This is a genomic window from Nocardia sp. CA-084685, assembly GCF_050955785.1.
Lineage (GTDB): Bacteria > Actinomycetota > Actinomycetes > Mycobacteriales > Mycobacteriaceae > Nocardia.
This window is the reverse complement of the sequence record NZ_CP192094.1, coordinates 8677941-8702129: the sequence shown is the minus strand read 5'-3', so window position 1 is coordinate 8702129 and position 24189 is coordinate 8677941. Positions and strand designations below refer to the sequence as shown.

Sequence of the window (24189 nt, the reverse complement as noted above, 5' to 3'; positions counted from 1 at the left end):
CCGGCGGTCAACAGATCCTCGTCGGCCTCTCGACAGCGTCGGTATATCCGCAGAACACCGAGTCGGCCTTCCGCTACGCGGCCGAAATCGGTTACGACGGTATCGAATTGATGGTGTGGGCCGAACCGGCCAGCCAGAGTATCGCAGCGGTCCAGGCCTATTCCCGCAAATACGGTGTGCCGGTGCTGGCGATCCACGCACCCTGCCTGCTGATCTCGCAGCGGGTGTGGGGTTCGGATCCGGTGGCCAAACTCGAGCGCAGTGTGCGCACCGCCGAGGCGCTCGGTGCCGGGACCGTGGTGGTGCATCCGCCGTTCCGCTGGCAGCGCAGATATGCGCAGGGCTTCGCCGATCAGGTGGCCGAGTTGGAGGAGCACAGTCACGTCATCATCGCGGTGGAGAATATGTTTCCCATGCGCGCGGACACTCTCTTCGGCCGCAAGACCGGCTCGGCGAAGCGGCTGGAGCGCCGCGGCGGACCCGGTCCCGGTTTGACCGCGTTCAGTCCGTCCTACGATCCGACCGATACCGGATTCCGGCACTACACCCTCGATATCTCACACACCGCGACCGCGGGCGCCGATCCGCTGGCGCTAGCCGCTCGGATGGGTCGAGGCCTCGCGCACCTGCATCTCGCCGACGGTCGCGGCGCGGCGCACGACGAGCATCTGGTGCCGGGCGAGGGCACCCAGCCCTGTGTCGAGCTGTGTGCGGCATTGCTGCGGTCGGGTTTCGTCGGTCATGCGGTCGCCGAGATCAATACCCAGAACGCGCGCACCACCCAGGGCCGCACGGACATGTTGAACCGCACGCTCGAATTCGCCAGGACACACCTCAACGCGCCTGCACCAGCCCCGACGCACGCGAATCCGGTGTGATGCTGCACCGCTCGGCCGGCAGAGGGGAATTCCGACCCCGAATCGCGTCGTTCTACGCTGTACGAACGCCGCATCTCGCCGACGCGGCCGACCGACGACAGGAGTGACGATGCCGGAGCTGACCGCCGAACTCGAGCAGGCCATCACGACGGGCGCACCCTTCAGCCGGGTGTGCACACTGACCGAACTGCTGTCGGCCAACCCGGATAGCGGCCGCTACCTGGGCATCATCGACAAAATCTGGACCATCGGGCCGAAGGTGCACGGTGGCACCATGGTCGCGACCAGTGCCGCCGCGGCCACCCGCTGGCTGCGCGCCTCCGATCCGGCCCTGGTGGCCATGGCGCCCATCGCGGCGAGTTCCGATTTCCTCGGTGCACCGGAGCCGGGCGAGGTGGAGTACGAGGTGCACATCCGCAAGGTCGGTCGCCAGATCTGCCTGGTCGATGTGAATCTGATCCAGAACGGGCGCACGCTGGTGCGCACCGCGTTCACCTTCGGTCACCTCGACGATGCCGAACCGATCTACGCGCAGCAGCATGCTGAAATGTCGATCGAACCGCCCGCCGACGCCGTCGGTTACCGGGATTCATCGATGGGCAAGGTCGTCCATGTGGCACGTGGCGCCGAACTGTTCATCGACCGGGAGTGGGCCCGATTCCTCGACGGTGCGAAAGGTGAACCGCGCCTGCGTCTTTGGATGCGCCCGTTCGAGGGCGACCAGCAGGATCCGGATATCGCCATGTACTTCGCGATCATGTCCGCCGATATGAGCCCGCCGGTTCCGGCGAACCTCGGTCAGACCGGTTGGGCCCCGACCGTTCAGATGACCACCTACCTGCGCCGCCGCCCGGCCCCCGGTTGGCTGCGGATCATCGCGACCAGCCACGAGGTCGGCGAGCGCATGTTCGACGAGGACCAGCTGGTTCTCGACTCCACCGGTGCCGTCGTAGCGCAGAGCCGCCAATTGGCCCTTGTACCGCAGCGCTGAAGAAATCGTCCAGTACCACGACCGCCGGCCCGCGATGCAGAGTTGCGTGGCACCTGCGGCCGACAAAAGGCGCGGGGAGGCGGGCTAGCCTTGAGCCCATGACGAGAGTTGCGGTGATCGGTGGCGGTCGCATCGGGGAGGCGTTGATCGCCGGATTGCTCGAATCCGGACGTGCGGTGAAGGATCTGGTGGTCGTCGAGACGCATGCCGATCGGGCCGAACTCATCGGTGATCGCTTCGGCGTGCGGGTCACCGATTCGATCGCGGATGCGATCGTCGGTGCGGATGTCCTGGTCATCGCCGTCAAGCCCGGTGATGTGGATACGGTCCTGACCCAGCTCGGCAAGGCCGAACTCGACGCCGATCGGGATCAGATCCTGGTATCGCTGGCGGCGGGTGTGCCGACGGCGCGGCTGGAGAACAAGCTGCCCGCCGGTTTCCCGGTGGTGCGGGTGATGCCGAATACCCCGATGCTGGTCGGCCAGGGCATGAGTGTGCTCGCACCCGGCCGCTACGCCCGCTCCGAACAGCTGGCCCAGGTGACCGAGCTGCTCGCCGCCGTCGGCAAGGTGGCGACCGTGACCGAGGCGCAGATGGATGCGGTGACCGCGGTATCGGGTTCCGGACCCGCGTACTTCTTCCTGGTGGTCGAGGCCATGGTCGATGCCGGTGTCGGACTCGGGCTGACCCGCGACGTCGCCACCGAACTGGTGGTGCAGACCATGCTCGGCTCGGCTGCCCTGCTGGAGAGCTCCGGACAGACCGCCGCCGAGCTGCGTGCCGCCGTCACCTCCCCGGCCGGCACAACGGCCGCCGCGGTGCGTGAATTGGAGCGTGGCGGGGTGCGCTCGGCCTTCCTCGAGGCATTGCATGCGGCGAAGCACCGATCCGCCGAACAGGGTGCCAACGACGGTACGGGCGGCAGCGGTTCCTGAGGTGATCTTGGACGGTTGTTCATCAAACACCGTGCGTCTACAGGGTGACCGGTCGGTTCCCTGCGTGTAAACCGGATTTCTCACACCCGTCGCAGTAATCCCACTGGTCCCGCTAAGCTTCAAGGAGCACGTGCGTGTCTGTTCCGCCGGTGGGGAAGCTGGCGGCGCGGACGTGCCGGAGGTCAGTGGTGCGATGATGTCTAACAAGATGTCTGCAAATAGTTCAGGGACGTCGCCAGGAAGTTCTGGACCATCGGGTGGCCGGGCTAATTCCCGGACGCAAGGCGGTTCGGCGACTCCGACGCAGTCGGTGCTCGGTGGAGGTACTCAGTTCCTCACCGTCGCCGAGGTTGCCAATCTCATGCGGGTATCCAAGATGACGGTCTATCGACTGGTGCACTCGGGTGAGTTGCCCGCCGTGCGGGTCGGTCGCTCGTTCCGGGTGCATGCCAAGGCGGTGCACGACTATTTGGAGACGTCGTACTTCGACGCTGGATGAGGCGGTTTCATCAGCTCGAGGGTGTCCCGGTAGGATGAGCCCTCGGTTCGTGTGCGCCTGTCGGCGGCACCGCTTTGTGGTGTCCGGTGCCAGCTGGCGGCGCGGACGCTGAAATAGGCGTACGTGATTGGCGTGCGCGCCGAGTAGAGAGAACGCGAGGACAACCCTATGGGTTCTGTGATCAAGAAGCGCCGCAAGCGCATGTCGAAGAAGAAGCACCGCAAGCTGCTTCGCCGCACGCGTGTTCAGCGGCGCAAACTCGGCAAGTGAGTCGCTGCGCGTTAGCTGAGAGGCCCGTCACCGATTGGTGGCGGGCTTTTCTTTTTGAAACAGCGAATTTTGAAAGTTGCTCATGTATCAGGTGACTGAAGTCATCGTTAGAACCTGGTTAATACCCTCTGCGCATCGCGGTCGAGCGGCTACTCTGATACCGCGGTAAACAGAATTGGGGGCTGTCACAGTTGGGATCCGGTGCGGTGGGTTCTGAGATAAGGGATAGACATACACCCAAAGTGGTTATGGTGACCGGTGCCAGCCGATTCTTCGGCGGCAACGTGGTCGCCCGTTTGGTCCAGGATCAGAACATCGAACGCATCCTGGCCGTCGACACCATGACCCCCAGTCGTGAACTGCAACGGCGCATGGGCCGTGCCGAATTCGTCCGCGCCGATATTCGAAATCCCTTGATTCGCAAAGTAATCGGCGGCAACGAGGTCGATACCGTTGTCCATGCCGCGATGCTCACCCATCCACCGTCCGGCGGCGGCCGGGCGGTGATGAAGGACCTCAATGTCCTCGGCACGATGCAGCTGCTCGCCGTCTGCCAGAAATCGCCTTCGGTGCGGCGCGTGGTGGTGCGCTCGACCTCCGCGGTATACGGATGCAGTGCGAAGGATCCCGCCAAATTCACCGAAGAAATGAGCGCGCGAACCCCACCGAGTGGTTGGTTTGCTCGCGACATGATCGAAATCGAAGGTTTCGTCCGCGGACTCGCTCGGCGGCGTCCCGATATCGCCGCTTCGATTTTGCGTTTGGCGCCCATTGTCGGCCCGCGATTGGCCCGGCGCGGTGTGCAGTATCTGCGTTCACCGGTCGCGCCGACCGTCCTCGGTCGCGATGCCAGACTGCAGTTGCTGCATGAGGAGGACGCCATCGCCGCGATGGCCCACGCGGCACGGCAGGCGCCCGGCGGCACCTACAACATCGCCGGAGACGGCGCGCTGGCGCTATCGCAGGCGATCCGGCGTGCCGGCCGGATCGAGCTGCCGATTCCGTGGTTGGTCTTCCGCACCGCGGGCCGCGCGATCATGGGCCCGATCATGCGTGATTTCACCAGTGAGCAGATCGACTATTTCCATTTCGGCTGTGGCCTCGACACCACCCGCATGCGCACCGAACTCGGGTTCGTCCCGCGCTGGACGACGGTGCAGGCATTCGACGACTTCATTGGGGGCGCAGCGTCGCGGCCCGTCATCGATCCAGCATGGATCGATGCCGCAGAACATAAACTGCTCGGCCTGCTCGGGGCCGGTACGGGAGCACATACATGAATGACGTAGCGAAAGTCATCCAACTCCACGACTTGAACATCGAAACACGCCAGCGGACCACGCCGCGCCGCTGGCCGGAGCCGCTGACCGGCGAGGCCACGCCAAGTCAGGTGGTGACGTCGCTGACCGAACGTCTCGCGGCCGCTGAACCCCCGCCGCCTCGTTCGGTGTCGGATATGGTGCGCGGCGCCATCGGCAAGCAGATCCGCACTACCGCGGATTTCGCGCGCCGTCGGCTCACCGGCGACTATCAGATCGACGAATTCGGCTTCGATGAACATCTGCTCGAATCGCTGATCCTGCCCGCGCTGCGGCCGCTCTCGGATTATTGGTTCCGGGTGCAGGTCAACGGGATCGAGAACATTCCGGAAGCCGGCGGTGCGCTGATCGTCGCCAACCACGCGGGCACCATCCCGCTCGACGGACTGATGCTGCAACTGGCCATTCACGACCGCCATTCGAAGCAACGCGCGCTGCGCCTGCTAGCCGCCGATCTCGTGTTCGAAACGCCGGTGCTCGGTGTGCTCGCCCGCAAGGCCGGACACACCCTGGCCTGCCATCCGGATGCCGAAAGGCTTTTGCGCGCAGGCGAATTGACCGGTGTATTTCCGGAGGGCTTCAAGGGCGTCGGTAAGCAGTTCACCGACCGCTACAAGCTGCAGCGCTTCGGTCGCGGCGGATTCGTCGCGGCGGCGGTGCGCACCGGTACGCCCATCATCCCGTGCTCGATCGTCGGCTCGGAGGAGATCTATCCGAAGCTGGCCGATATCAAGCCGCTGGCCCGGCTGCTCAATCTGCCGTACTTCCCGGTGACGCCGCTGTTCCCGCATCTGGGTCCGCTCGGTGCGCTGCCGCTGCCGTCGAAGTGGTACATCGAATTCGGCGAGCCGATCGCGACCACCGGTTACGAGGCCGAGGACGCGGACGATCCGATGACCATGTTCGAGGTCACCGACCAGGTTCGCGAAACCATTCAGCAGACCCTCTACAAGCTGCTCACCAAGCGCCGCAACCCGTTCACTGGCTAGTGCTCGCGGCGCCGGGTGACCGCCGCGGCGACCGCGCCACCGGCGGCGCCCAGTGCCAGCGCGGTCGGCACGCCGATCTTGGCTGCCTTGCGTCCGGTGCGGAAATCGCGGATCTCCCAGCCGCGATTCTTGGCCACTTCGCGTAGGTCGGAATCCGGATTGATCGCCACCGCGGTGCCGACCAGTGACAGCATCGGCACATCGTTGTGGCTGTCGGAGTAGGCCGTACAACGCTTGAGGTTCAAGCCTTCTCGGATCGCCAACGTGCGGACCGCATGCGCCTTGCCGAGGCCGTGCAGGATATCGCCGACCAGTCGCCCGGTGAACTTTCCGTCCACGCTCTCGGCGACCGTGCCGAGCGCACCGGTCAGCCCGAGCCGCTTCGCGATGACCTGCGCCAGCTCGACCGGCGTCGCGGTCACCAGCCACACCTGCTGTCCGGCGTCCAGGTGCATCTGCGCCAAAGCCCTTGTGCCGGGCCAGATCTTGTCGGCGATGATCTCGTCGTAGATCTCCTCGCCGAGGGCGGCGAGCTCCGCGGTGGGGCGGCCGGCGATGAATGCCAGCGCCTTCTCCCGGCCCGCGGCCATATCGGTGCTGTTCTCCTTGCCGGTGACCCGGAATTTCACCTGCTTCCAGGCGACGTCCACCAGATCGGATGTCTTGAAGTATTTGCGCGCGGCCAAGCCGCGGGCGAAATGCACGATCGAGGCGCCCTGCACCATGGTGTTGTCGACATCGAAGAATGCCGCCGCGGTCAGATCCCGCGGCACCTCGGGCCCGATGGCCTCGATATCGGCTTCGGCGAGTTCGGCATCGTGCAGCGACAGTGCCGCCTCAGCACTGGCCTCGCCGGCCAGATTGGCCCGCAGCTCTTCCTCGCTCGGGCCGAACGGGCTGCGAGAGATGCGCGCGAGCTGGTCCTGCAGACCCTGGCCGAGTCGACCATGATTCCACCGCACCGGAAACTCACCGAATCGTCCCGCGATGAAACCTGCCCTTGCCACCTTCGATCGTTCCGGCACCAGTACCTCCGCCCGTCGCGCGAACCACAACCACATTAGCTGGCCGCGGTGACAGTTAAGGCACTACTGCGCGCTCCGATCGGGGCGTGGCGAGGGGATTTAATATCGGCCATGACCAATCCCACACATTCGGTGACACTGCTGACGAGATCGGGCTGCGGACTCTGCGTCACCGCGTTCGAGCAACTCCGGGCGATCTGCGCCGATTTCGATATCGAGCCGTCCACCGTCGATGTCGACGAAGCCGCCGGAACCGACCCTGGCCTGCGCGCGGAGTACGGCGATCGGCTTCCCGTTGTGCTTTTGGACGGCCGTGAACACAGCTATTTCGATGTCGACGAGCCCCGATTGCGGGCCGACTTGACTCGCTGAGGGATTGCTGATCCGGCCTGATTCCGCCGCGCTGCTGGTCGCGGCGGAAAATGAGGTCAAATTCACCGACTTTGTGAAGGGCTGCACAAGCGGTTACGGTGGTGGCACGCGACCCGCTCGCCGAGGCTGCGGATCCACCGCGTAATGAACCCAGCATTCCGAATACTTCGACCATGGCACCGGACCGCCCCGAGCCCGAGGTCGAACGACGAACCGGACCTCGCCGGAGGCCGGAACGAGGAGCCGACGACGTGACAGAGCAGCATGAGGCGCCGAGTGGCGTCTCCGGCAGGGCTCTGCAGAAGGACATCCCCCAGGCCACCGTGGCGCGGTTGGCCACCTATCTCCGGGTCTTGGCCATGTTGGCCGACGACGGTGTTGCCATCGTATCGAGTGAGGAACTGGCTGTCGCGGCGGGTGTCAATTCGGCCAAGTTGCGCAAGGACCTTTCGTTCCTCGGCCCCAATGGTGTTCGGGGTGTCGGCTATGACGTCGCCAAGTTGCGTACCAGGATCGAGGATGTGCTCGGGCTGTCGCAGGGACATCGGGTGGTGCTGGTCGGCGCGGGAAATCTGGGCCGGGCTCTGGTGGGCTACGGGGGGTTCCGGCGGCGCGGGTTCACAGTCGTCGGCATGTTCGACAACCATCCCGAGGTGATCGGCCGCTCGGTCGCCGGTCTGGAGGTGCGCGATGTCGCCGATCTGGCACCGGCGGTCGACGCGTTGAAGCCGACCATCGCGGTGCTCGCGGTGCCCGACGACGCGGCACAGGACGTTTGCGATCTGCTGGTCGCATCCGGGTTGCAGTCGATTCTGAGCTTTGCCCCGTGTGAGCTGACCGCACCGGAGACGGTGGAGGTGCGCCGGGTCGATCTGGCGGTCGAGTTGCAGATGCTGTCGTTCGAGACCGCACGCAATGCCCCGCCGCTGCCCGAGGTAGTGCACGCCGTTTCCGGTCGCATCGCCCACCGCGCGCCCGCGCACACTGCTGCCGGACATCCGGCACTCAAGCACTCGACGACCTCGCATTCGGCAACGGAGCCATCCAGCAAGGGATCGGTGGTTACACCATGAGAGAGCGCAGCGATCGAATCATGTGCCAGCGCGCCATACGCATGACAGGGCCGAGCGCTAGCGAGGCGCGGTCATGAGCATTCTTTTAGTCGGTATTTCGCATCGGAGCGCGCCCGTCTCCATTCTGGAGAAGGTCGCGATCACCGATGCGGACCGGCCGAAATTGATCGATCGACTGCTCACGTCCAGCCACGTGTCCGAGGCGATGATCGTCTCCACCTGCAATCGCGTCGAGGTGTACACCGTGGTGGACGCCTTCCACGGCGGTCTCGCCGAGGTGGGCGAACTGCTCACCAAACATTCCGGACTGCCGCTGCCGGATCTGACCAAGCACGCCTATGTCCGCTACAGCGAGGCGGCCGCCGAACACCTGTTCGCGGTGGCCAGCGGCCTGGATTCGATGGTGATCGGCGAGCAGCAGGTGCTCAGCCAGATCCGCGGCGCCTACGCCTCCGCCGATGCCCAGCAGGCCGTCGGGCGAACCCTGCACGAACTCGCACAGCACGCACTGCGCGTCGGCAAGCGGGTGCATTCGGAGACCGGTATCGACCGGGCCGGTGCGTCGGTGGTTTCGGTCGCCCTGGATCGGTCGCAGCAGGTGCTCGGCCCGCTCGCCGGGCAGACGGCCGTGGTGCTCGGAGCCGGGGCGATGGGCGGACTCGCGGTAGCGCATCTGTCGCGGGCGGGCATCGGCCGCATCATCGTGGTGAATCGCACGTCGTCCCGAGCCAAGCGGCTCGCCGCGACCGCGCGCAGTCACGGTGTCGAGGCGCATTCGATGGAACTGTCGCGCCTGACCGAAGCCATGGCGGCCGCCGATGTCGTCATCACCTGTACCGGCGCGGTCGGCGCGGTGGTGACGCTGGCCGATACCCACCGCGCACTCGCCGAACGCGAGCGCGCCAGCCAGGTGGAACGGCCGCTGGTGTTCTGCGATCTCGGTCTGCCGCGCGATGTGGAACACGCCGTTGCCGGACTGCCCGGCGTCACCGTTATCGATATCGAGACATTGCAGCGCGATCCGGCGGCCGGTGCGGCCGCCGACGATACCGCGGCCGCTCGCTCGATCGTCGCCGACGAACTCGCGAAATACCTTGCGGGTCAGCGCATGGCGGAGGTCACCCCGACCGTCGCCGCCCTGCGCCAGCGCGCGGCCGAGGTGGTCGAGGCCGAATTGCTGCGCCTGGATTCCCGACTGCCCGGACTGGCCGATCCAGAACGTGACGAGGTGGCGCGCACCGTCCGGCGCGTGGTGGACAAGTTGCTCCACGCGCCGACGGTGCGCGTCAAACAGTTGGCCTCCACCCCGGGCGGCGATACCTATGCCGAGGCGCTGCGGGAATTGTTCGAGCTCAAACCCGGTGCGGCGCAAGCGGTTGCGGCTCCGATGGAGCTGAGTTCGATCAGCGACGAGCACACCGCGATTCGCTTCCTCGCCGATGTTTCGGTCGACCCGCAAGCGATCGTCGGCGGCAGCGAGATCGCGCTGGCCGACGACTTCACCGCCGGACACCGCGGCGAAGAACAGGGGCAGACGGCATGACAGTCGTGCAGGAAGAGGAAAACGTGACCGCAGGCAGCATTCGCGTGCCATGGCGGATAGGCACCAGAGGCAGTTTGCTCGCCCTCACCCAGGCGGGCACCATCCGCGACAACCTGATCGCGGCCGGACACGAGGCGGAGCTGGTGGTCGTCAAGACCCCGGGCGATCTGTCCTCGGATCCGGTGCAGCAGATCGGTGTGGGCGTTTTCACCTCGGCACTGCGCGACGAACTAGCTGCCGGAAATATCGATATCGCGGTGCATTCGTACAAAGACCTGCCGACCGCACAGGATCCGCGTTTCACCATTGCCGCGATCCCGCCGCGCGAGGATCCGCGCGACGCACTGGTCGCGCGCGACGGTCTGGTACTCGGTGAACTGCCTGCCGGCGCCAAGGTCGGCACCTCGGCGCCGCGCCGTGCGGCCCAGCTGCGTGCCCTCGGACTCGGCTTGGACATCGTGCCGCTGCGCGGCAATCTCGACACCCGGCTGCGCAAGGTCAGCGAGGGCGAGTTGGACGCGGTTGTGGTGGCCAGGGCCGGACTGGCCAGAATCGGTCGGCTCGACGTGGTCACCGAGGCGCTCGAGCCGGTGCAGATGTTGCCCGCGCCCGCACAGGGTGCGTTGGCGGTCGAATGCCGCACCGAAGACAGCGAACTGATCAAGGTGCTGACCGACGAACTAGACGACGCCGCGACCCGTGCGTCCGTCATTGCCGAACGGTCGCTGCTGGCCGAACTGGAGGCGGGTTGCACCGTGCCGATCGGCGCGATCGCCGAGGTCGTCGAATCACTCGACGATGACGGCAGAATTGTCGATGAACTCTCGCTGCGCGGTTGCGCGGCGGCCGTCGACGGCTCCGATGTATTGCGAGCCTCCGTGGTCGGCGCTCCGGAGCGCGCCGCGGAGCTCGGCCGCGAGTTGGCCAGGGAACTGCTCGATCTGGGCGCCCGTGAGTTGCTCAGCACGCCGGAAGCAGCGGATAACCCGCGCACTGACTTTTCCAATTCCAGCCCAATGGAGAAAAACCAATGAGCGAGCGCAGCGAGCGAATCAAGAGCACAGCGCCTTCGGGCATGCCCGTGCCGAGCGCTAGCGAGGTACGGGCATGAGCCGAGCGCACAAGAAGCATCCAGGTCGGATCCTGTTTGTCGGGTCGGGGCCCGGCGACGCGGCACTGCTGACAGTGCGTGCGCGCGAGGTGCTGGCGCGGGCGACATTGGCATTCACCGATCCCGATGTCGACAAGGGCGTACTCGCCCTGATCGGTATCGCGGTCGAACCGGGCGAGGACGGTGAGCGTCCGGTGGACGTACGGCCCGCGCTCGGCGATCCCGCTGAGGTGGCCAAGACGCTGATCGCCGAGGCCCGAAGTGGCCACGACGTGGTCCGGGTAGTCGCGGGTGATCCGCTGACCACCGATTCGGTGATCGCCGAGGTCAATGCGGTGACGCGCTCGCATATGGTCTTCGAGGTGCTGCCGGGGCTGCCCAATGGTTCCGCGGTGCCGAGTTTCGCCGGTATCGCGCTCGGCTCCGGACACACCGAGGCCGATGTGCGCGGTGAGGTCGATTGGGCCGCACTGGCCGCCGCGCCCGGACCGCTGGTGCTGTCGGCGACCTCGGGTCATCTGGCCGAAACCGCGAGTGCACTGGTCGAACACGGTATGGCGCCGCAGACCCCGGTCGCGGTGACGGTGCGCGGCACCACCCGCCAGCAGCGCACCATCGAGGCCACCCTGGCCACGCTCAATAGCGCGGCCTCCGAATTGGTTGGCCCGCTGGTGGTGACGATCGGCAAGGTGGTCGCACAGCGGTCGAAGATGTCGTGGTGGGAGTCGCGGGCACTGTACGGCTGGACTGTGCTGGTGCCGCGCACCAAGGATCAGGCCGCCGAGATGAGCGAGCGGCTGGTCACCCATGGCGCCATCCCGATGGAGGTGCCGACCATCGCGGTGGAGCCGCCGCGCAGTCCGGCGCAGATGGAGCGCGCGGTCAAGGGGCTGGTCGACGGTCGCTACCAGTGGGTGGTGTTCACCTCCACCAATGCGGTGCGAGCGGTTTGGGAGAAGTTCGCCGAATTCGGTCTGGACGCACGGGCCTTCTCCGGTGTGAAGATCGCCTGCGTCGGTGAAGCCACCGCGGATAAGGTGCGCTCGTTCGGCATCAACCCGGAGCTGGTGCCGAGCGGCGAACAGTCCTCCGAGGGTCTGCTCGCCGACTTCCCGCCCTACGACGATGTTTTCGACCCGGTGAACCGAGTCCTGTTGCCGCGCGCGGACATTGCCACCGAAACCCTGGCCGAAGGCCTGCGCGACCGCGGCTGGGAAATCGATGACGTAACGGCCTACCGCACCGTGCGCGCCTCGCCGCCGCCCGCGGAGACCCGCGAGATGATCAAGACCGGTGGCTTCGACGCGGTGCTGTTCACTTCGTCCTCCACGGTCCGCAATTTGGTCGGTATCGCGGGTAAACCGCATGCGCGCACCATCGTTGCGTGCATCGGCCCGAAGACCGCCGAGACGGCCATCGAATTCGGGCTGCGCGTGGATGTGCAGCCGGAGGTCGCCCAGGTCGGCCCGCTGGTCGAGGCGCTGGCCGAGCACGCGGCTCGACTGCGCGCCGAGGGTCTGCTGCCCCCGCCGCGCAAGAAGAGCCGCCGCAGCCGCTAGATATCCGTGGCATACCTGGTTGGGCGGCGAGGGCAGGCTTTCCACGCGACCTGCAAGCAGTCGCTAGCTGATCTTTTCGAGCGACCTGCAAGCAGTCGCTAGCTGATCTTTTCGAGCGACCTGCAAGCAGTCGCTAGCTGATCTTTTCGAGCGACCTGCAAGCAGTCGCTAGCGGCGGCCCCTCGCCGCACAACCGGAGCCGCCGCAACCGCCGAGCTCCGTTGGTCAGCGGCTGTAGCGCATCAGGGTCCGCACCAACCGGCAGGTGGTGTCGGACGGCGGGCGGATTTCGATGAGTTCGGCTGTGCGCCGGATCCTTTCGTTACTGGCCTGGCTCGGCAGATAGATGCCGGAGTCCAGCAGGGCGATGGTCAGCCGCATGGCCTTGAGCCGCCGATTGTGCGAGATGTACCACTTGCGCGGTCGCCCGGCGGGCAGCGGCCGCTTCTGCAGCGGAACATAGGGCCGATCAATAACCTTCGACTTCGGTGCGGTGTTTGGCACGTTGGCGTCCTCCCGTCGCGATCGGGAACCGGAGCGATCCCCTCGAACACACCTTCGATTTTACTCCCACCCACCGACAAAAACGCCCGCTCACAAGGGCTTTCGGACGCTGCGGTCAACTGCGGTGATTCCGGTACCCTGCGTTCGAGCCGGGCACCTCGGGGTATGGGGTGCCCGCCTGTGAGACGGGTGGTACTCGGCGGCGAGATGGTGTGCCCGGCAGTGCGATGCGGTGCTCAGCTGTGCGATGCAGTGCCCTGCGGCGAGATGGTGTGCTCGGCTGTGCGATGCGGCGCTCGGCTGTGCAATGCGGTGCCCTGCGGTCAGATGGTCTGCTCGGCTGTGAGAGTGCGCATGGCCGTTGCGCTTCCGGCGCGCACCGCGCGCTCGTACCAGTGCCGCGCCTCATTGTCGACACCGCGACGACTCGCGACAACGCCCATATTGCACAGCGCTTCCGGCAGCCCGTCCTCGGCCGCTGGCAGGAACCACAGCTCGGCGGCGTCGAGATTCCCGCGTTCCAAATACAACGTGCCCAACTGCTGATCCGCCCCTGGACAACCCGCCGCGATCGCGAACTCGAGCCAGCGAATCGCATCCGAGATCCGGCCATCGGCGGCGAGCAATGCGCCTAGGCCCGCCATGGCCGGTCCGCTGCCGTGAGCGGCTGCGCGTCGGAACCATTGCTCGGCCTCGGCCGTGTCACCCGCCTCGGATAGCCGCTGCGCCAACTGCAGAATCACCCCCGGATCCCCGCCGCGCGCCAGTCTGCGTAGACCCTCCCAATCGGTGGGTCGCCGCGGTGGCATCGCGAATTCGGTCATCACGTACTCCTGGAACAAGACCGGCCACTCCCCACCATCATCCGCCCCTCGCACCGCACTCTTCGAGCATCGGTAAATCACCGGCGACCACCGGGTGGTCCGCAGTGTCGCGCAGCGGGCTTATCGAAGCCTCGACACATCCTTAACGTGGATGATGTGGCGTCCTCTGATCGGCCGCTTGCGACTCGCATTCGCGCCGGGCGTATCGTGCGGTTATGACCGGATTGGACCGCCCGCGGCGGTTGCGCCGCACCCCCGCCCTGCGTCGTCTCGTGGCCGAAACAACTCTCGAGCCACGGCAATTGGTGCTGCCGATGTTCGTCGCCGATGGACTGGAGGAGCCGCGTGAGATCGGCTCCATGCCCGGCGTGCAGCAGCATTCGATGGATTCGCTGCGCAAGGCGGCGGTCGAGGCGGTCACCGCGGGTGTGGGCGGGCTCATGCTCTTCGGTGTGCCGCTGCCCGAGGACAAGGACGCCACCGGCAGCAAAGCCAGCGATCCCGATGGGATTCTCAACCGGGGTCTGCGCGCACTCGCGGACGAGGTCGGCGATTCGACCGTGGTCATGGCCGATACCTGTCTGGACGAATTCACCGATCACGGGCACTGCGGCGTGCTGTCCGCGGACGGTGCCGTCGATAACGACGCAACCCTGCATCGGTACGTGGAGATGGCGCTCGCGCAGGCCGAAGCCGGTGCGGATCTGCTCGGTACCAGCGGCATGATGGACGGTCAGGTCAGCGCGATCCGGCGCGGGCTGGACGCGGTCGGGCGCATCGATACCGGCATCCTCGCTTACGCGGCGAAGTACGCCTCGGCGTTCTACGGTCCGTTCCGTGAGGCGGTCGCCTCCTCGCTGGAAGGGGATCGGCGCAGTTACCAGCAGGATCCGGCGAATCGCCGCGAGGCGATCCGGGAACTGCAGTTGGATCTGGCCGAGGGCGCGGACATCGTGATGGTCAAGCCCGCGATGTCGTATCTGGATATCCTGCGCGATGTCGCCGACCATTCGACGGTGCCGGTCGCCGCGTATCAGATCTCGGGCGAATACGCGATGATCACCGCCGCCGCCGAGCGCGGCTGGATCGACCGCCGCGCCGCCATCCTGGAATCGCTGATCGGCATCCGCCGGGCCGGCGCGGATATGGTGCTCACCTACTGGGCGACCGAGGCCGCGCACTGGCTGTCGTGACGAATTCGTCCAGACCCGAGGCTCCGGAGTCGGAGTCCGGCAGTCCGAAGTCTTTGGAGTCGGAGTCGGCGCCGCAGTCATCCTCCGAGCCGGGTGGTTCGAATTCGCCGGAGCGTGCGTCGGGCCGGGCGAAGTCGCCCGGTGCGAATCCGCAAGGGGCGGATGCTCCCGGGCTCGATCCTGCGGAGTCCGTTCCGGAGGGTGCGCTCTCGGCTGGGACGTATCGGTCCGGGCTGCGAGGTGCTGAGTCGGGTGAGGCGTTGTCGCAGGGCGCCGATGCGCCCGGGCCCGGAGTGGATGCGCCGGGGATCGATCGTGCTGCGTCACCTCCCGAGGGTGCGCATTCGGCCGGGACGTATCCGTCTAGGCCGCAGGGTGCTGGGTCCTCGCAGGATGCCGGATCGGCCGGGCATGGGGAGCCTGATTCGAACCCGCCCGGTCCGAGGCCGATGGGAGCGGATCCGCACGGTTCGGGTCCGGCTCGAATGCATCCGCCCGGTCCGGGGGTGCACCCGCACGATCCGGCGGAGGCGGATCCGTACGGCCCTGGTTCCGCGAGAGCGTATCCGCCTGGGCCGCAGCCACAGGGTGCGATTCCGCCGGGGGCGTATCCACCTATGCCGTACCCGCCTGGGATGTATCCACCGGGACCGTACCCGAGCGGGCCAATTGTCGGGCCGCCGCGGCTGCGGCCAGAACCGCCGGAGGATATTCGGACGGCGCGGCAATTGTGGTGGGGCGTAATCGGGTTCGGCGTTCTGCAGATGATCGGGTCGGTCGTCGCGGCGTTTCAGCAGCGCAAGGATTTCGCGCAGAAGATGTTCGACCAGGTGCATGTCAGCGATCCGAATTTCACGATGGCCAATGCCGAGCTGATGGTTTCGTTGGCCTTTGTGGTCGCCGTGGTGCTCGGGTTGGCGCTGGCCGCATTCGCTTTGTTGTTCGTGCACCAGCTCGTGCGTGGAAAGCTATGGGCGCGCACGCTGCTGAATGCCGTCGGCGTCTGGCTCGTGTTGGTCGCGGTGGGCACGCTGTTCGCGCTGGAAGCGGTGACCGGAGCGGCCTCACTGCTGGCCGGTGGTGCGGCGATCGTGCAGGGCGTGCTGGCGGCGGGTGCGGTGTATCTGAGTCATCGTCCGGACTCGACCGCGTACTTCCAGATGAATCGCAGGTGAACGGCGGCTGGAGTGGTCCGCGAGTTTGTCAAGAAATCGGCAGCATGTATCGTGAGGGTTGTCACAGAGGACATGGGAACCGGAAGTCATTTGTTACGCGTTGTCTTACGTTTTGTAAGTAAGTCGAGCAGATGGCTCCGGGAGATCGGAGGCATCGATGCGAGTGGTGATCCAACAGCCGCAGAGCATTCGACGAGATCTGCTCGTGCTGAGCCTGCTGGTCCTGTTCGCATTGGTCACCGTCGCCGTGCTGCTGTTGCCCGGCGCGGTCGGCTGATCAGGAGCCGGATGTCGATTCCCGTCGCCGCGCTCGGCGCGACCGGGGGCATGTTGTGACGGCTTCTGGAGCTGGCGCGACCATCTTGTTCGCCGAACCGGGCGCGCGCTGGCGTTCCGTGGCCTACGGGCCGTTGTTGTGCCTGATCGTGTTGATTCTGGAATTGGTGACCGCTGACCAGGTGCACTGGTTCGCCCTCATTTTCTGTGCCGCGCTGATCGCGGGTTTCGTTGTCCTGCAGGTGATCGCGGGGCAGCGGCACGTGAGCGTCGAGTTGACCCCCGAGACGCTGCGCGAGGGCACCGAGGCTCTGCCGCTGGCGTCCATCGACGCGGTGCTGCCGGAGCGGGACGAGGACTCCTGGGATGATGAGGACTGGGAATCGGCGCGTTCGCTCGGCGAACTGAGTGGAGTGCCACGCCGACGCAAGGGGATCGGGCTGCGGCTCATCGGTGGTGAACTGGTGCAGGCGTGGGCGAAGGACCACCGCGGATTGCGGGCCGCGCTCACCGAAGCACTCGGCGGGACCGAAGTCGATCCGTCCACGCGGACCGCGGAAATCGAAGACAGCGAGAACGGAGCGGAGCGTTGACGCGCTTGATCGCGATCGGTGATCGGATGCTTGCGGCATTGGTCGAATTGACGCTCGCGCTCGGGTGTGCGGTCCTCGCGGTGGTGAGCTGGCGCAACGGGCTGATCACCACCACCTTCGCGCCGTCGGGTGAGGTGCCCGGCTTCGACTCCACCCGCTACAGTGCGCCGTGGTTGGTGCTGGCCACTTTCCTGATGATGGTGGCTGGTGCGCTCGCGATCGATGCCGTCGCGCGCACGGTGCGTGCCGCGGGTTCGCGCTGAATCAGGGCAATCACCGGCGATCCAGATCGCCGCGCCTGTTCGGGCGCGAATTTTGCGGGATGATCGCGGGCATGATGCCTACAATCCCATCGTTTTCGCTACTCAATCTGCTGCCTGTCCCGTTGGCATGTCTGCTGACAACCGGCTTCGCCTTGTTCTGCATCGGCGTCACCGCGTAGCGCCGTATCACGCTCGGGCGCAACGGCCGGTACGAGACGTGCCCTGGCGCATCGGCGGCGACTGCACTACCGTGCAAGTGCCGCAGCCGCAAGGTGCATCGGTCGGCATTCAGTGAATACTGTTGTGGCCGTTTTGCTTTCGGCCGGTATCCGAATGGTGTCGACTGGGAGAAATGCTTGTGATTCGTTTTGCCGGGAAAGTGTGCGCTGCGGTCGTGGTGGCAGCCGCGATCGGGGCGGCGCCCGCATGGGCCGCGCCGGGACTGCCGCTGGAGCCTGCCGCCCAGACCGACACTCAGACCGAGGTGTCCCAACTCGCGCCGATCTTCGTGCCCGATTCGGGTTCGGCGGGTGTGTACAACAACTTCATGTGCCAGCTGCACACCATCTCGGCTTCGGCGCCGTGCATGTACACCTGAGTTCCCGCTAATTCCAGCTCTGATAAATGTCGAGCGTGCGGCCGTCCTTCGTGCCCGGCGCATTGAGGTACAGGGTGACGGTGCCGTCGGGATGGCTGGCCGCCTCCATGATGACCTCGCGCAATGAGGCGTGCACTCCGCCGTTCTCGTCGCGGTAGATCTCGGTGTCGCTCTCGAGTCCGGCGCCGATCCGGTTGAGCGGCACCACCATGGTGATCAATGCGGGCACTGGTCCATCGCCGAGGGCCGCGGTCTCCTCGTGATTCAGATGCAGCCCGATCCGGTCGGGCTGGCTGACCGGATCCGCGGCGGCCGCGGTCCCGGCGCCGAAGGCGACGGCGGCGGTGAGCGCGGCGAAGAGCGTGGCGCTGATGACGGCGAACCGCATTGGACCCTCCCGATGGGCTAGATGGTGCGAAGACCCACCGAGATTACGCATCAGTAATCGGTCGGCGACCGATATCGGCCCCAACCATGATCGGCGTGTTGCACTGAAGAGGCTGCAGTGCGTGCGGTCTGCGTCACTCGACTACACCCTGTCGTCGACTCGTTCCCATCGGGCTGAGACACTGGACGTCGTGAGTTCTTCTCCGCGCGCGACCAGGGCATCGGTGCCGGTCTCGGCTCAGCTCTTCGACCGGGCCGCTTCGGTGATTCCGGGTGGTGTGAATTCGCCGGTGCGGGCCTTCAAGTCCGTCGGCGGCACACCACGATTCATCGCATCGGCCAAGGGCTACACCCTTACCGATGTCGACGGCAACGAATATGTCGACCTGGTGTGTTCCTGGGGGCCGATGATCCTCGGCCACGCGCATCCCGAGGTGGTCGAGGCGGTGCAGCGCGCGGCCGTCGGCGGACTATCCTTCGGCGCGCCGACCGAGGCCGAGATCGAACTGGCCGAGTTGATCGCCGAACGGGTGGCGCCGGTCGATCGGGTCCGCCTGGTCAACTCCGGCACCGAGGCGACCATGAGCGCGGTCCGATTGGCCCGCGGCTACACCGGTCGCGCCAAGATCATCAAGTTTTCCGGTTGCTACCACGGCCATGTGGACGCTTTGCTCGCTGATGCCGGTTCCGGTGTTGCGACGCTCGGCCTGCCGACCTCCCCGGGTGTCACCGGCGCGCAGGCCGGCGACACCATCGTGCTGCCGTACAACGACATCGATGCCGTTGCCGCCGCACTCGCCGCGCATCCGGGTGAAATCGCCTGTGTGATCACCGAGGCGGCCGCGGGCAATATGGGTGCGGTCGCGCCGCTGCCCGGGTTCAACGAGGGCCTGCGCAAGCTGACCGCCGAAGCCGGCGCGCTGCTGATCATGGACGAGGTGATGACCGGATTCCGGGTGAGCCGGTCCGGCTGGTTCGGCCGCGACGGTGTCGCCGGTGATCTCTACACCTTCGGCAAGGTGATGAGCGGTGGTTTGCCTGCCGCCGCATTCGGCGGGCGCGCCGAGATCATGAATCACCTTGCGCCGCTTGGTCCGGTGTATCAGGCGGGCACCCTGTCCGGGAACCCGGTCGCCGTCGCCGCTGGGCTCGCTTCGCTGCGTGCCGCCGATGACGCGGTGTACGCGGCGCTCGATCGCAATGCCGAGCGACTGGGCGGCTTGTTCACCGAGGCACTCGGTGCCGCGGGGGTCGAGCATCAGGTCCAGTTCGCGGGCAATATGGTGAGCGTGTTCTTCGCCGACCGTCCGGTCACCGACTACGCCACCGCCAAAGCCAGCCAGACCTGGCGTTTCCCCGCCTTCTTCCACGCACTGCTCGACGGCGGTGTGTACGCGCCGCCGAGCGCGTTCGAGGCATGGTTCGTCTCCGCGGCGCTCGACGAGGACGCATTCGACCGTATCGCCGCTGCCCTGCCCGCCGCCGCACATGCGGCCGCGGCCGCCACCCCCGAAGGATCCCGCGCGTGAGTTCCGACCAGCCAGATTCAGAAATGCGCGAACTACCAGATATCGCCGTCGACAACGCGGAAGCCACTGTCGCGTCCCATGCCGGTGCGTCCGAGCAGTCGAGCGCTATCGTCGAATCCGGCCTTGCCGCGCAGCCCGGCGACGCTGCCGCATCCGGTGTCACCGCCGAGGCCGTCGGCCGGCCTGATTCCGACGAGACCGAAGAGTCTGTCGCCGTCGCGTCGCCGCGTACCTCCGGCACCGTCACCCGTCCGCGCGGTGCGGAGTCGGTCCACGCGGTCGATGACGATTCAGTCGAGACCATCGTGCATGTGCTGCGACACGGCGAGGTACACAACCCGAATGGCATTCTCTACGGTCGCCTGCCCGGGTTCAGCCTGTCGGTGACCGGTCGGTCGCAGGCCGGTGCGGTCGCGCGGTCGCTGGCCGATCACGACATCGCACTGGTGATCGCCTCGCCGCTGCAGCGTGCGCAGGAGACCGCCGAGCCGATCGCGCGCCAGCACGGGCTGCTCGTGCGCACCGACGAGAACCTGATCGAGGCCGGTAATACTTTCGAGGGTCTGCGGGTTTCGGTCGGTGACGGTGCGCTGCGCAAGCCGAGGCACTGGTGGAAGCTGCGCGATCCGTTCACCCCGTCCTGGGGCGAACCGTATCTGCAGATCGCGCACCGCATGCTGGCCGCGGTCAATAAGGCCAGGGTCGAGGCGGCCGGGCACGAGGCGGTGCTGGTTTCGCATCAGTTGCCGGTCTGGACGCTTCGGCGGTTCCTGCAGGGGCAGCGGCTCTGGCACGATCCGCGGCACCGGCAGTGCTCGCTCGCCTCGCTGACCTCGCTGGTCTACCAGGGCGACACCCTCGTCGACATCGTCTACTCCGAGCCCGCCGGCGGTTCGGATCCCGCGGTGCACGGCGCATGAGAACTTCTTCCCGGCCGTCGGCCCGGCGTTTCGCGCCGGTCCTGCTCTCGTGCGTGGCCCTGGTCGCCGCGCTCGTGGGTTGTTCGACCGGGAAGGATGCGGTGGCCTCCGGCGGAACGTTCGAATTCGTCTCGCCCGGCGGCAAAACCGATATTTTCTATGATCCGCCCGCCGCGCGTGGCACCATCGGCAAGCTCGCCGGGCCGGATCTGATGACCTCGGGCAAGACCACTTCGGTCGCCGACTTCCCGGACAAGGTAGTCGTGCTCAATCTGTGGGGGCAGTGGTGCGGGCCGTGCCGCGCCGAGGCGCCCGCGCTCGAAAAGGTCTACGAGGCAACCAAGGACAGGGGCGTCGTCTTTCTCGGCATCAATGTCCGTGATTTCCAGCAGGACAAGGCGCAGGACTTCGTCGTCGACAACAAGGTCGGTTATCCGTCCGTCTACGACCCGTCCATGCGCACCCTGCTCGCGCTCGGCGGCAACTTCCCGACCAGTGTCATTCCCACCACGCTGGTGCTGGATCGGCAACATCGGGTCGCCGCTGTCTTCCTCCGCTCGCTCTTGGCGGAAGACCTCCAACCAGTTGTCGAACGCATTGCGGCGGAAGGTTCGCAGTGACTCGTTCGGCCCCATGCCGTAATTACGTCCCGCTCGATAGCGAGCGGTAGGAAGGTGCAATCGTGAATCGCGATCGCCGTACTCGTAGCCCGCGTGCCTGTCGCCCGCGGCAGGCCGCCCGTCTCGTTCGCGGTGTCTGGACGGTCGATGACCGGTGGGTCGGCGTTGCCGCCGTACCGCGCAGCGCCGCAGCCGATTCCATGATGGACTTCGCACCGGAAGCCGCACCGGTGCCCGAGCGAGCTGATCGACCCCCGGTGGAGTCCGACTGATGGTGCTTGCCGCAGTTGGTGATTCGTTCCAGCAGACGGCGGCGACGGGGCCGCTGTTATTGGCGCTCGGTGCGTGCGTACTGGCCGGACTGGTCTCGTTCGCTTCGCCGTGTGTGGTGCCGCTGGTACCGGGTTACCTGTCCTATCTGGCCGGGCTGGTCGGCGCCGAAGCGCCGCCCGCCACCGCTGCGCAGGCCAAAAGCCTTGGTGGCACAGCGGTTTCGGTGGATAGGGCTGCGGCAGGTACGGGTCGGATCCGAGTGGCCGGTGCGGCCGGTCTGTTCGTCGCGGGCTTCACCGTGGTGTTCGTGCTCGCCACCGCAACGGTTTTCGGCGTCATCCAGACCTTGAACGTGAATCGAGAACTGCTGCAACGGGTCGGCGGTGTGGTCACCATCCTGATGGGTCTGGTGTTCATCGGTCTGGTCCCCGCGTTGCAGCGCGATACCCGGATGGAGCCGCGCAGGCTCACCGGTATTCTGGGCGCTCCGCTGCTCGGTGCGGTCTTCGCGCTCGGTTGGACGCCGTGTCTCGGGCCGACGCTGTCCGGGGTGATGGCGGTTTCGGCCGGGACCGAGGGTACGACGGCCGTGCGTGGAGTGGCGCTGATCGTCGCCTACTGCCTCGGCCTCGGCCTGCCGTTCGTGATCCTGGCCTTCGGGTCGGCGAGCGCGTTGCGCGGGGTCGGTTGGCTGCGGCGCAATTCGCGCACCATTCAGATCATCGGGGGCATATTGCTCGTCGCGGTCGGGATCGCGCTGGTCACCGGCGCGTGGGACCAGTTCGTGGCCTGGGTGCGCGACGCATTCGTTTCCGAGGTGACCCTGCCGATATGACCGTGCTCGACAAACCCGAGGCGCCGGTGACGCCGCCGAAGCAGTCCCTGCTCGGGCGTGCCTGGGCGCTCGTGCGCAATGCCTGGCGTGGGCTGACCAGTATGCGTACCGCTCTGGTGCTGCTGTTCCTGCTTGCCTTGGGCGCGATCCCGGGTGCACTGCTGCCGCAGCGAAATCTCAACGAGGGCAAGGTCGATCAGTACATCGCCGACCGCCCGACGCTCGGGCCGTGGATGGACCGGTTCCAGCTGTTCGACGTGTTCTCCAGCTTCTGGTTCACCGCAATCTATGCGCTGCTGTTCATTTCGCTCGTCGGTTGCATTCTGCCGCGCTGTCTCGACCACTATCGCGCACTGCGCACGCCGCCGGTTCGAGTGCCGCGCAACCTGTCGCGGCTGCCGCACCATTACTCCGAGACGATCGACGGCACCCCGGATGTCGTGCTCGAGCATGCGCGCAAGGAGTTGCGCGGCTGGCGGACGGAGGTGCGCGAAGGCACTCGCGACGGTGAGATAACCCTCTCCGCGGAGAAGGGGTACACCCGGGAACTCGGCAACCTCGTCTTCCACCTGGCCCTGGTCGGGCTGCTCGTCGCGATCGCGGTCGGCAAGTTGTTCGGTTACGAGGGCAGCGTGATCGTCATCGCGAACAACGGTCCCGGCTTCTGCACAACCTCGCCCGCCGTCTTCGACTCGTTCAAGGCGGGCAATATCAACGACGGCACCGGTATGACGCCATTGTGCGTACGCGTCAAGGACTTCAACGCCGACTATCTGCAGAACGGCCAGGCCGAGATGTTCACCTCGCATATCGAATATCAGGCCGGAGGCGATCTGCAGAGCGACACCTGGCGCGATGCGCAGATCCAGGTGAACCATCCGCTGCGCGTCGCGGGGGACCGGTTGTACCTGCAGGGTCACGGTTTCGCGCCGACGTTCACCGTGACCTTCCCGAACGGGCGGACCCGAACCGAATCGGTGCAGTGGCGGCCCGATAATGCGCAGACCTTCCTGTCCAGCGGTGTGCTGCGGATCGATCCGCCCGGTGGCATGTACGCGACCGACGAAGAGCGCCGCAAGAACCAGATCGCCATCGAGGGCCTGTTCGCGCCGACCGCGCTATTGCACGGGAGCCTGCTCACCTCGTCGTTCCCGACGATGAACGATCCGGCCGTCGCGGTGGACATCTATCGCGGCGACACCGGTCTCGATACCGGTAAGCCGCAGTCGCTGTTCGCGCTGGATCCCGAACAGGTCAAGCAGGGGCGACTGACCAAGGAGGCCAGGGTCAACCTGCGTCCCGGCGAGTCGACGACGCTGCCGAATGGCACCAAGGTCACCTTCGACGGCGCGCAGGAATTCGTGAATCTGCAGGTATCGCACGATCCGGCGCAGCAGTGGGTGCTGGTGAGTGCGCTGGCCATGATGGCCGGGTTGCTGGTGTCGCTGCTGGTGAAGCGGCGACGCGTCTGGATCCGCGGCTACCCGGCCGATGGCGAAGCAGGTACCGTTGACAAACGACGCACTGTAGTAGAGATGGGCGGGCTCGCCAGAACCGATCAGGCGGGCTGGGGCAGCGAATTCGATCGCCTGCGCAAACGCCTGCTCGATGACCGATCCGCCACGGGAGAGTGAC

At 66.3% G+C, this 24189-nt stretch carries 27 protein-coding genes; 23 read left to right on the top strand and 4 right to left on the bottom strand.

Annotated elements, in window-relative coordinates; translation table 11 throughout:
• The first annotated feature begins 14 nt into the window (after nt 1–14).
• The 7 genes from ACQP2U_RS38165 (at nt 15) to ACQP2U_RS38135 (ending at nt 5881) form a co-directional block, all read left to right on the top strand.
• Nucleotides 15–878 (top strand): sugar phosphate isomerase/epimerase family protein, encoded by an 864-nt coding sequence (locus ACQP2U_RS38165; RefSeq protein ID WP_433716723.1) that lies wholly within the window; start codon nt 15–17, stop codon nt 876–878.
• Between the two features lie 109 nt (nt 879–987).
• Entirely contained in the window at nt 988–1869 is an 882-nt protein-coding gene (locus tag ACQP2U_RS38160) for a thioesterase family protein (protein WP_433711993.1), read from the top strand.
• Nucleotides 1870–1967: 98 nt separating this feature from the next.
• Complete coding sequence (proC, locus tag ACQP2U_RS38155; protein ID WP_433711992.1) at nt 1968–2804, top strand: pyrroline-5-carboxylate reductase; 837 nt, start codon at nt 1968–1970, stop codon at nt 2802–2804.
• Between the two features lie 208 nt (nt 2805–3012).
• A complete protein-coding gene (locus ACQP2U_RS38150) occupies nt 3013–3303 on the top strand; it encodes a helix-turn-helix domain-containing protein (RefSeq protein ID WP_433711991.1) in 291 nt (96 codons plus the stop codon).
• 168 nt (nt 3304–3471) lie between these two features.
• The gene (locus ACQP2U_RS38145; protein ID WP_003402602.1) at nt 3472–3573 is read left to right on the top strand and encodes a 30S ribosomal protein bS22; all 102 of its coding nucleotides are present in this window, start codon (nt 3472–3474) and stop codon (nt 3571–3573) included.
• A 248-nt stretch (nt 3574–3821) separates the two neighbouring features.
• A complete protein-coding gene (locus tag ACQP2U_RS38140; protein ID WP_433716722.1) occupies nt 3822–4853 on the top strand; it encodes an NAD-dependent epimerase/dehydratase family protein in 1032 nt (343 codons plus the stop codon).
• On the top strand, nt 4850–5881 hold the full coding sequence (locus ACQP2U_RS38135) for a lysophospholipid acyltransferase family protein (protein ID WP_433711990.1): 1032 nt from the start codon (nt 4850–4852) through the stop codon (nt 5879–5881). The genes ACQP2U_RS38140 and ACQP2U_RS38135 overlap by 4 nt, the downstream gene beginning before the upstream one ends.
• Here ACQP2U_RS38135 and ACQP2U_RS38130 read toward each other — a convergent pair.
• Nucleotides 5878–6888 carry an HAD family hydrolase gene (locus ACQP2U_RS38130; protein ID WP_433716721.1) on the bottom strand — a complete coding sequence of 337 codons (1011 nt, stop codon included), beginning with the start codon at nt 6886–6888 and terminating at the stop codon, nt 5878–5880. The genes ACQP2U_RS38135 and ACQP2U_RS38130 overlap by 4 nt on opposite strands.
• A 129-nt stretch (nt 6889–7017) precedes the next feature.
• On the opposite strand from ACQP2U_RS38130, the gene ACQP2U_RS38125 reads away from it, so the two are divergent.
• The 5 genes from ACQP2U_RS38125 (at nt 7018) to ACQP2U_RS38105 (ending at nt 12564) form a co-directional block, all read left to right on the top strand.
• The gene (locus ACQP2U_RS38125; protein WP_063045342.1) at nt 7018–7278 is read left to right on the top strand and encodes a glutaredoxin family protein; all 261 of its coding nucleotides are present in this window, start codon (nt 7018–7020) and stop codon (nt 7276–7278) included.
• A gap of 251 nt (nt 7279–7529) precedes the next feature.
• Nucleotides 7530–8351: a redox-sensing transcriptional repressor Rex gene (locus ACQP2U_RS38120; RefSeq protein WP_433711989.1), complete on the top strand. Its 822-nt coding sequence runs from the start codon at nt 7530–7532 to the stop codon at nt 8349–8351.
• A gap of 73 nt (nt 8352–8424) precedes the next feature.
• A complete protein-coding gene (locus ACQP2U_RS38115) occupies nt 8425–9894 on the top strand; it encodes a glutamyl-tRNA reductase (protein WP_433711987.1) in 1470 nt (489 codons plus the stop codon).
• Nucleotides 9891–10928, top strand: coding sequence for a hydroxymethylbilane synthase (hemC, locus tag ACQP2U_RS38110; protein WP_433711986.1), 1038 nt, complete (start codon nt 9891–9893; stop codon nt 10926–10928). Before ACQP2U_RS38115 ends, hemC begins: the two co-directional genes overlap by 4 nt.
• 73 nt (nt 10929–11001) lie before the next feature.
• Nucleotides 11002–12564, top strand: a complete 1563-nt coding sequence (locus ACQP2U_RS38105) for a uroporphyrinogen-III synthase (RefSeq protein WP_433711985.1) — start codon at nt 11002–11004, stop codon at nt 12562–12564.
• A 225-nt stretch (nt 12565–12789) separates the two neighbouring features.
• On the opposite strand, the gene ACQP2U_RS38100 is transcribed toward ACQP2U_RS38105, so the two are convergent.
• Together ACQP2U_RS38100 and ACQP2U_RS38095 are read right to left on the bottom strand one after the other, a co-directional pair.
• The gene (locus ACQP2U_RS38100; RefSeq protein ID WP_433711983.1) at nt 12790–13068 is read right to left on the bottom strand and encodes a hypothetical protein; all 279 of its coding nucleotides are present in this window, start codon (nt 13066–13068) and stop codon (nt 12790–12792) included.
• A 323-nt stretch (nt 13069–13391) separates the two neighbouring features.
• Entirely contained in the window at nt 13392–13892 is a 501-nt protein-coding gene (locus tag ACQP2U_RS38095; protein ID WP_433711981.1) for a tetratricopeptide repeat protein, read from the bottom strand.
• 215 nt (nt 13893–14107) lie between these two features.
• On the opposite strand from ACQP2U_RS38095, the gene hemB reads away from it, so the two are divergent.
• From hemB to ACQP2U_RS38070, 5 genes are all read left to right on the top strand, one after another.
• Entirely contained in the window at nt 14108–15085 is a 978-nt protein-coding gene (hemB, locus tag ACQP2U_RS38090; RefSeq protein WP_433711980.1) for a porphobilinogen synthase, read from the top strand.
• Nucleotides 15086–15849: 764 nt separating this feature from the next.
• Nucleotides 15850–16260 carry a hypothetical protein gene (locus ACQP2U_RS38085; protein ID WP_433711979.1) on the top strand — a complete coding sequence of 137 codons (411 nt, stop codon included), beginning with the start codon at nt 15850–15852 and terminating at the stop codon, nt 16258–16260.
• A 332-nt stretch (nt 16261–16592) separates the two neighbouring features.
• Nucleotides 16593–17129 carry a hypothetical protein gene (locus ACQP2U_RS38080; RefSeq protein ID WP_433711978.1) on the top strand — a complete coding sequence of 179 codons (537 nt, stop codon included), beginning with the start codon at nt 16593–16595 and terminating at the stop codon, nt 17127–17129.
• Nucleotides 17126–17392 carry a hypothetical protein gene (locus tag ACQP2U_RS38075; protein WP_433711976.1) on the top strand — a complete coding sequence of 89 codons (267 nt, stop codon included), beginning with the start codon at nt 17126–17128 and terminating at the stop codon, nt 17390–17392. Before ACQP2U_RS38080 ends, ACQP2U_RS38075 begins: the two co-directional genes overlap by 4 nt.
• A gap of 394 nt (nt 17393–17786) precedes the next feature.
• The gene (locus tag ACQP2U_RS38070; protein WP_433711975.1) at nt 17787–17990 is read left to right on the top strand and encodes a hypothetical protein; all 204 of its coding nucleotides are present in this window, start codon (nt 17787–17789) and stop codon (nt 17988–17990) included.
• Nucleotides 17991–17997: 7 nt separating this feature from the next.
• Here the strand turns inward: ACQP2U_RS38070 and ACQP2U_RS38065 are convergent, their stop codons facing one another.
• Nucleotides 17998–18378 carry a hypothetical protein gene (locus ACQP2U_RS38065; RefSeq protein ID WP_433711974.1) on the bottom strand — a complete coding sequence of 127 codons (381 nt, stop codon included), beginning with the start codon at nt 18376–18378 and terminating at the stop codon, nt 17998–18000.
• Nucleotides 18379–18568: 190 nt separating this feature from the next.
• Between ACQP2U_RS38065 and hemL the strand changes: the two genes are divergently transcribed.
• The 6 genes from hemL to resB all read left to right on the top strand — a co-directional run bounded on the left by hemL (nt 18569) and on the right by resB (nt 24188).
• A complete protein-coding gene (gene hemL / locus ACQP2U_RS38060) occupies nt 18569–19906 on the top strand; it encodes a glutamate-1-semialdehyde 2,1-aminomutase (RefSeq protein ID WP_433711972.1) in 1338 nt (445 codons plus the stop codon).
• A 302-nt stretch (nt 19907–20208) separates the two neighbouring features.
• Nucleotides 20209–20826, top strand: a complete 618-nt coding sequence (locus tag ACQP2U_RS38055) for a histidine phosphatase family protein (protein ID WP_433716720.1) — start codon at nt 20209–20211, stop codon at nt 20824–20826.
• On the top strand, nt 20823–21446 hold the full coding sequence (locus ACQP2U_RS38050) for a TlpA disulfide reductase family protein (RefSeq protein WP_397033482.1): 624 nt from the start codon (nt 20823–20825) through the stop codon (nt 21444–21446). Before ACQP2U_RS38055 ends, ACQP2U_RS38050 begins: the two co-directional genes overlap by 4 nt.
• Before the next feature lie 62 nt (nt 21447–21508).
• Complete coding sequence (locus tag ACQP2U_RS38045) at nt 21509–21718, top strand: hypothetical protein (protein WP_397033480.1); 210 nt, start codon at nt 21509–21511, stop codon at nt 21716–21718.
• Nucleotides 21718–22554: a cytochrome c biogenesis CcdA family protein gene (locus ACQP2U_RS38040; protein WP_433711971.1), complete on the top strand. Its 837-nt coding sequence runs from the start codon at nt 21718–21720 to the stop codon at nt 22552–22554. Before ACQP2U_RS38045 ends, ACQP2U_RS38040 begins: the two co-directional genes overlap by 1 nt.
• Nucleotides 22551–24188, top strand: coding sequence for a cytochrome c biogenesis protein ResB (gene resB / locus ACQP2U_RS38035; RefSeq protein WP_433711970.1), 1638 nt, complete (start codon nt 22551–22553; stop codon nt 24186–24188). Before ACQP2U_RS38040 ends, resB begins: the two co-directional genes overlap by 4 nt.
• Nucleotide 24189 lies beyond the last annotated feature (1 nt).

What these genes read in the sequence shown, in the direction of transcription:
- ACQP2U_RS38160 (WP_433711993.1), top strand. Translation starts at nt 988, where the DNA reads ATGCCGGAGCTGACCGCCGAACTCGAGCAGGCCATCACGACGGGCGCA.
- proC (WP_433711992.1), top strand. Translation starts at nt 1,968, where the DNA reads ATGACGAGAGTTGCGGTGATCGGTGGCGGTCGCATCGGGGAGGCGTTG.
- ACQP2U_RS38150 (WP_433711991.1), top strand. Translation starts at nt 3,013, where the DNA reads ATGTCTGCAAATAGTTCAGGGACGTCGCCAGGAAGTTCTGGACCATCG.
- ACQP2U_RS38145 (WP_003402602.1), top strand. Translation starts at nt 3,472, where the DNA reads ATGGGTTCTGTGATCAAGAAGCGCCGCAAGCGCATGTCGAAGAAGAAG.
- ACQP2U_RS38140 (WP_433716722.1), top strand. Translation starts at nt 3,822, where the DNA reads ATGGTGACCGGTGCCAGCCGATTCTTCGGCGGCAACGTGGTCGCCCGT.
- ACQP2U_RS38135 (WP_433711990.1), top strand. Translation starts at nt 4,850, where the DNA reads ATGAATGACGTAGCGAAAGTCATCCAACTCCACGACTTGAACATCGAA.
- ACQP2U_RS38125 (WP_063045342.1), top strand. Translation starts at nt 7,018, where the DNA reads ATGACCAATCCCACACATTCGGTGACACTGCTGACGAGATCGGGCTGC.
- ACQP2U_RS38115 (WP_433711987.1), top strand. Translation starts at nt 8,425, where the DNA reads ATGAGCATTCTTTTAGTCGGTATTTCGCATCGGAGCGCGCCCGTCTCC.
- hemC (WP_433711986.1), top strand. Translation starts at nt 9,891, where the DNA reads ATGACAGTCGTGCAGGAAGAGGAAAACGTGACCGCAGGCAGCATTCGC.
- ACQP2U_RS38105 (WP_433711985.1), top strand. Translation starts at nt 11,002, where the DNA reads ATGAGCCGAGCGCACAAGAAGCATCCAGGTCGGATCCTGTTTGTCGGG.
- ACQP2U_RS38095 (WP_433711981.1), bottom strand. Translation starts at nt 13,892, where the DNA reads ATGACCGAATTCGCGATGCCACCGCGGCGACCCACCGATTGGGAGGGT.
- hemB (WP_433711980.1), top strand. Translation starts at nt 14,108, where the DNA reads ATGACCGGATTGGACCGCCCGCGGCGGTTGCGCCGCACCCCCGCCCTG.
- ACQP2U_RS38085 (WP_433711979.1), top strand. Translation starts at nt 15,850, where the DNA reads ATGATCGGGTCGGTCGTCGCGGCGTTTCAGCAGCGCAAGGATTTCGCG.
- ACQP2U_RS38065 (WP_433711974.1), bottom strand. Translation starts at nt 18,378, where the DNA reads ATGCGGTTCGCCGTCATCAGCGCCACGCTCTTCGCCGCGCTCACCGCC.
- ACQP2U_RS38050 (WP_397033482.1), top strand. Translation starts at nt 20,823, where the DNA reads ATGAGAACTTCTTCCCGGCCGTCGGCCCGGCGTTTCGCGCCGGTCCTG.
- ACQP2U_RS38040 (WP_433711971.1), top strand. Translation starts at nt 21,718, where the DNA reads ATGGTGCTTGCCGCAGTTGGTGATTCGTTCCAGCAGACGGCGGCGACG.
- resB (WP_433711970.1), top strand. Translation starts at nt 22,551, where the DNA reads ATGACCGTGCTCGACAAACCCGAGGCGCCGGTGACGCCGCCGAAGCAG.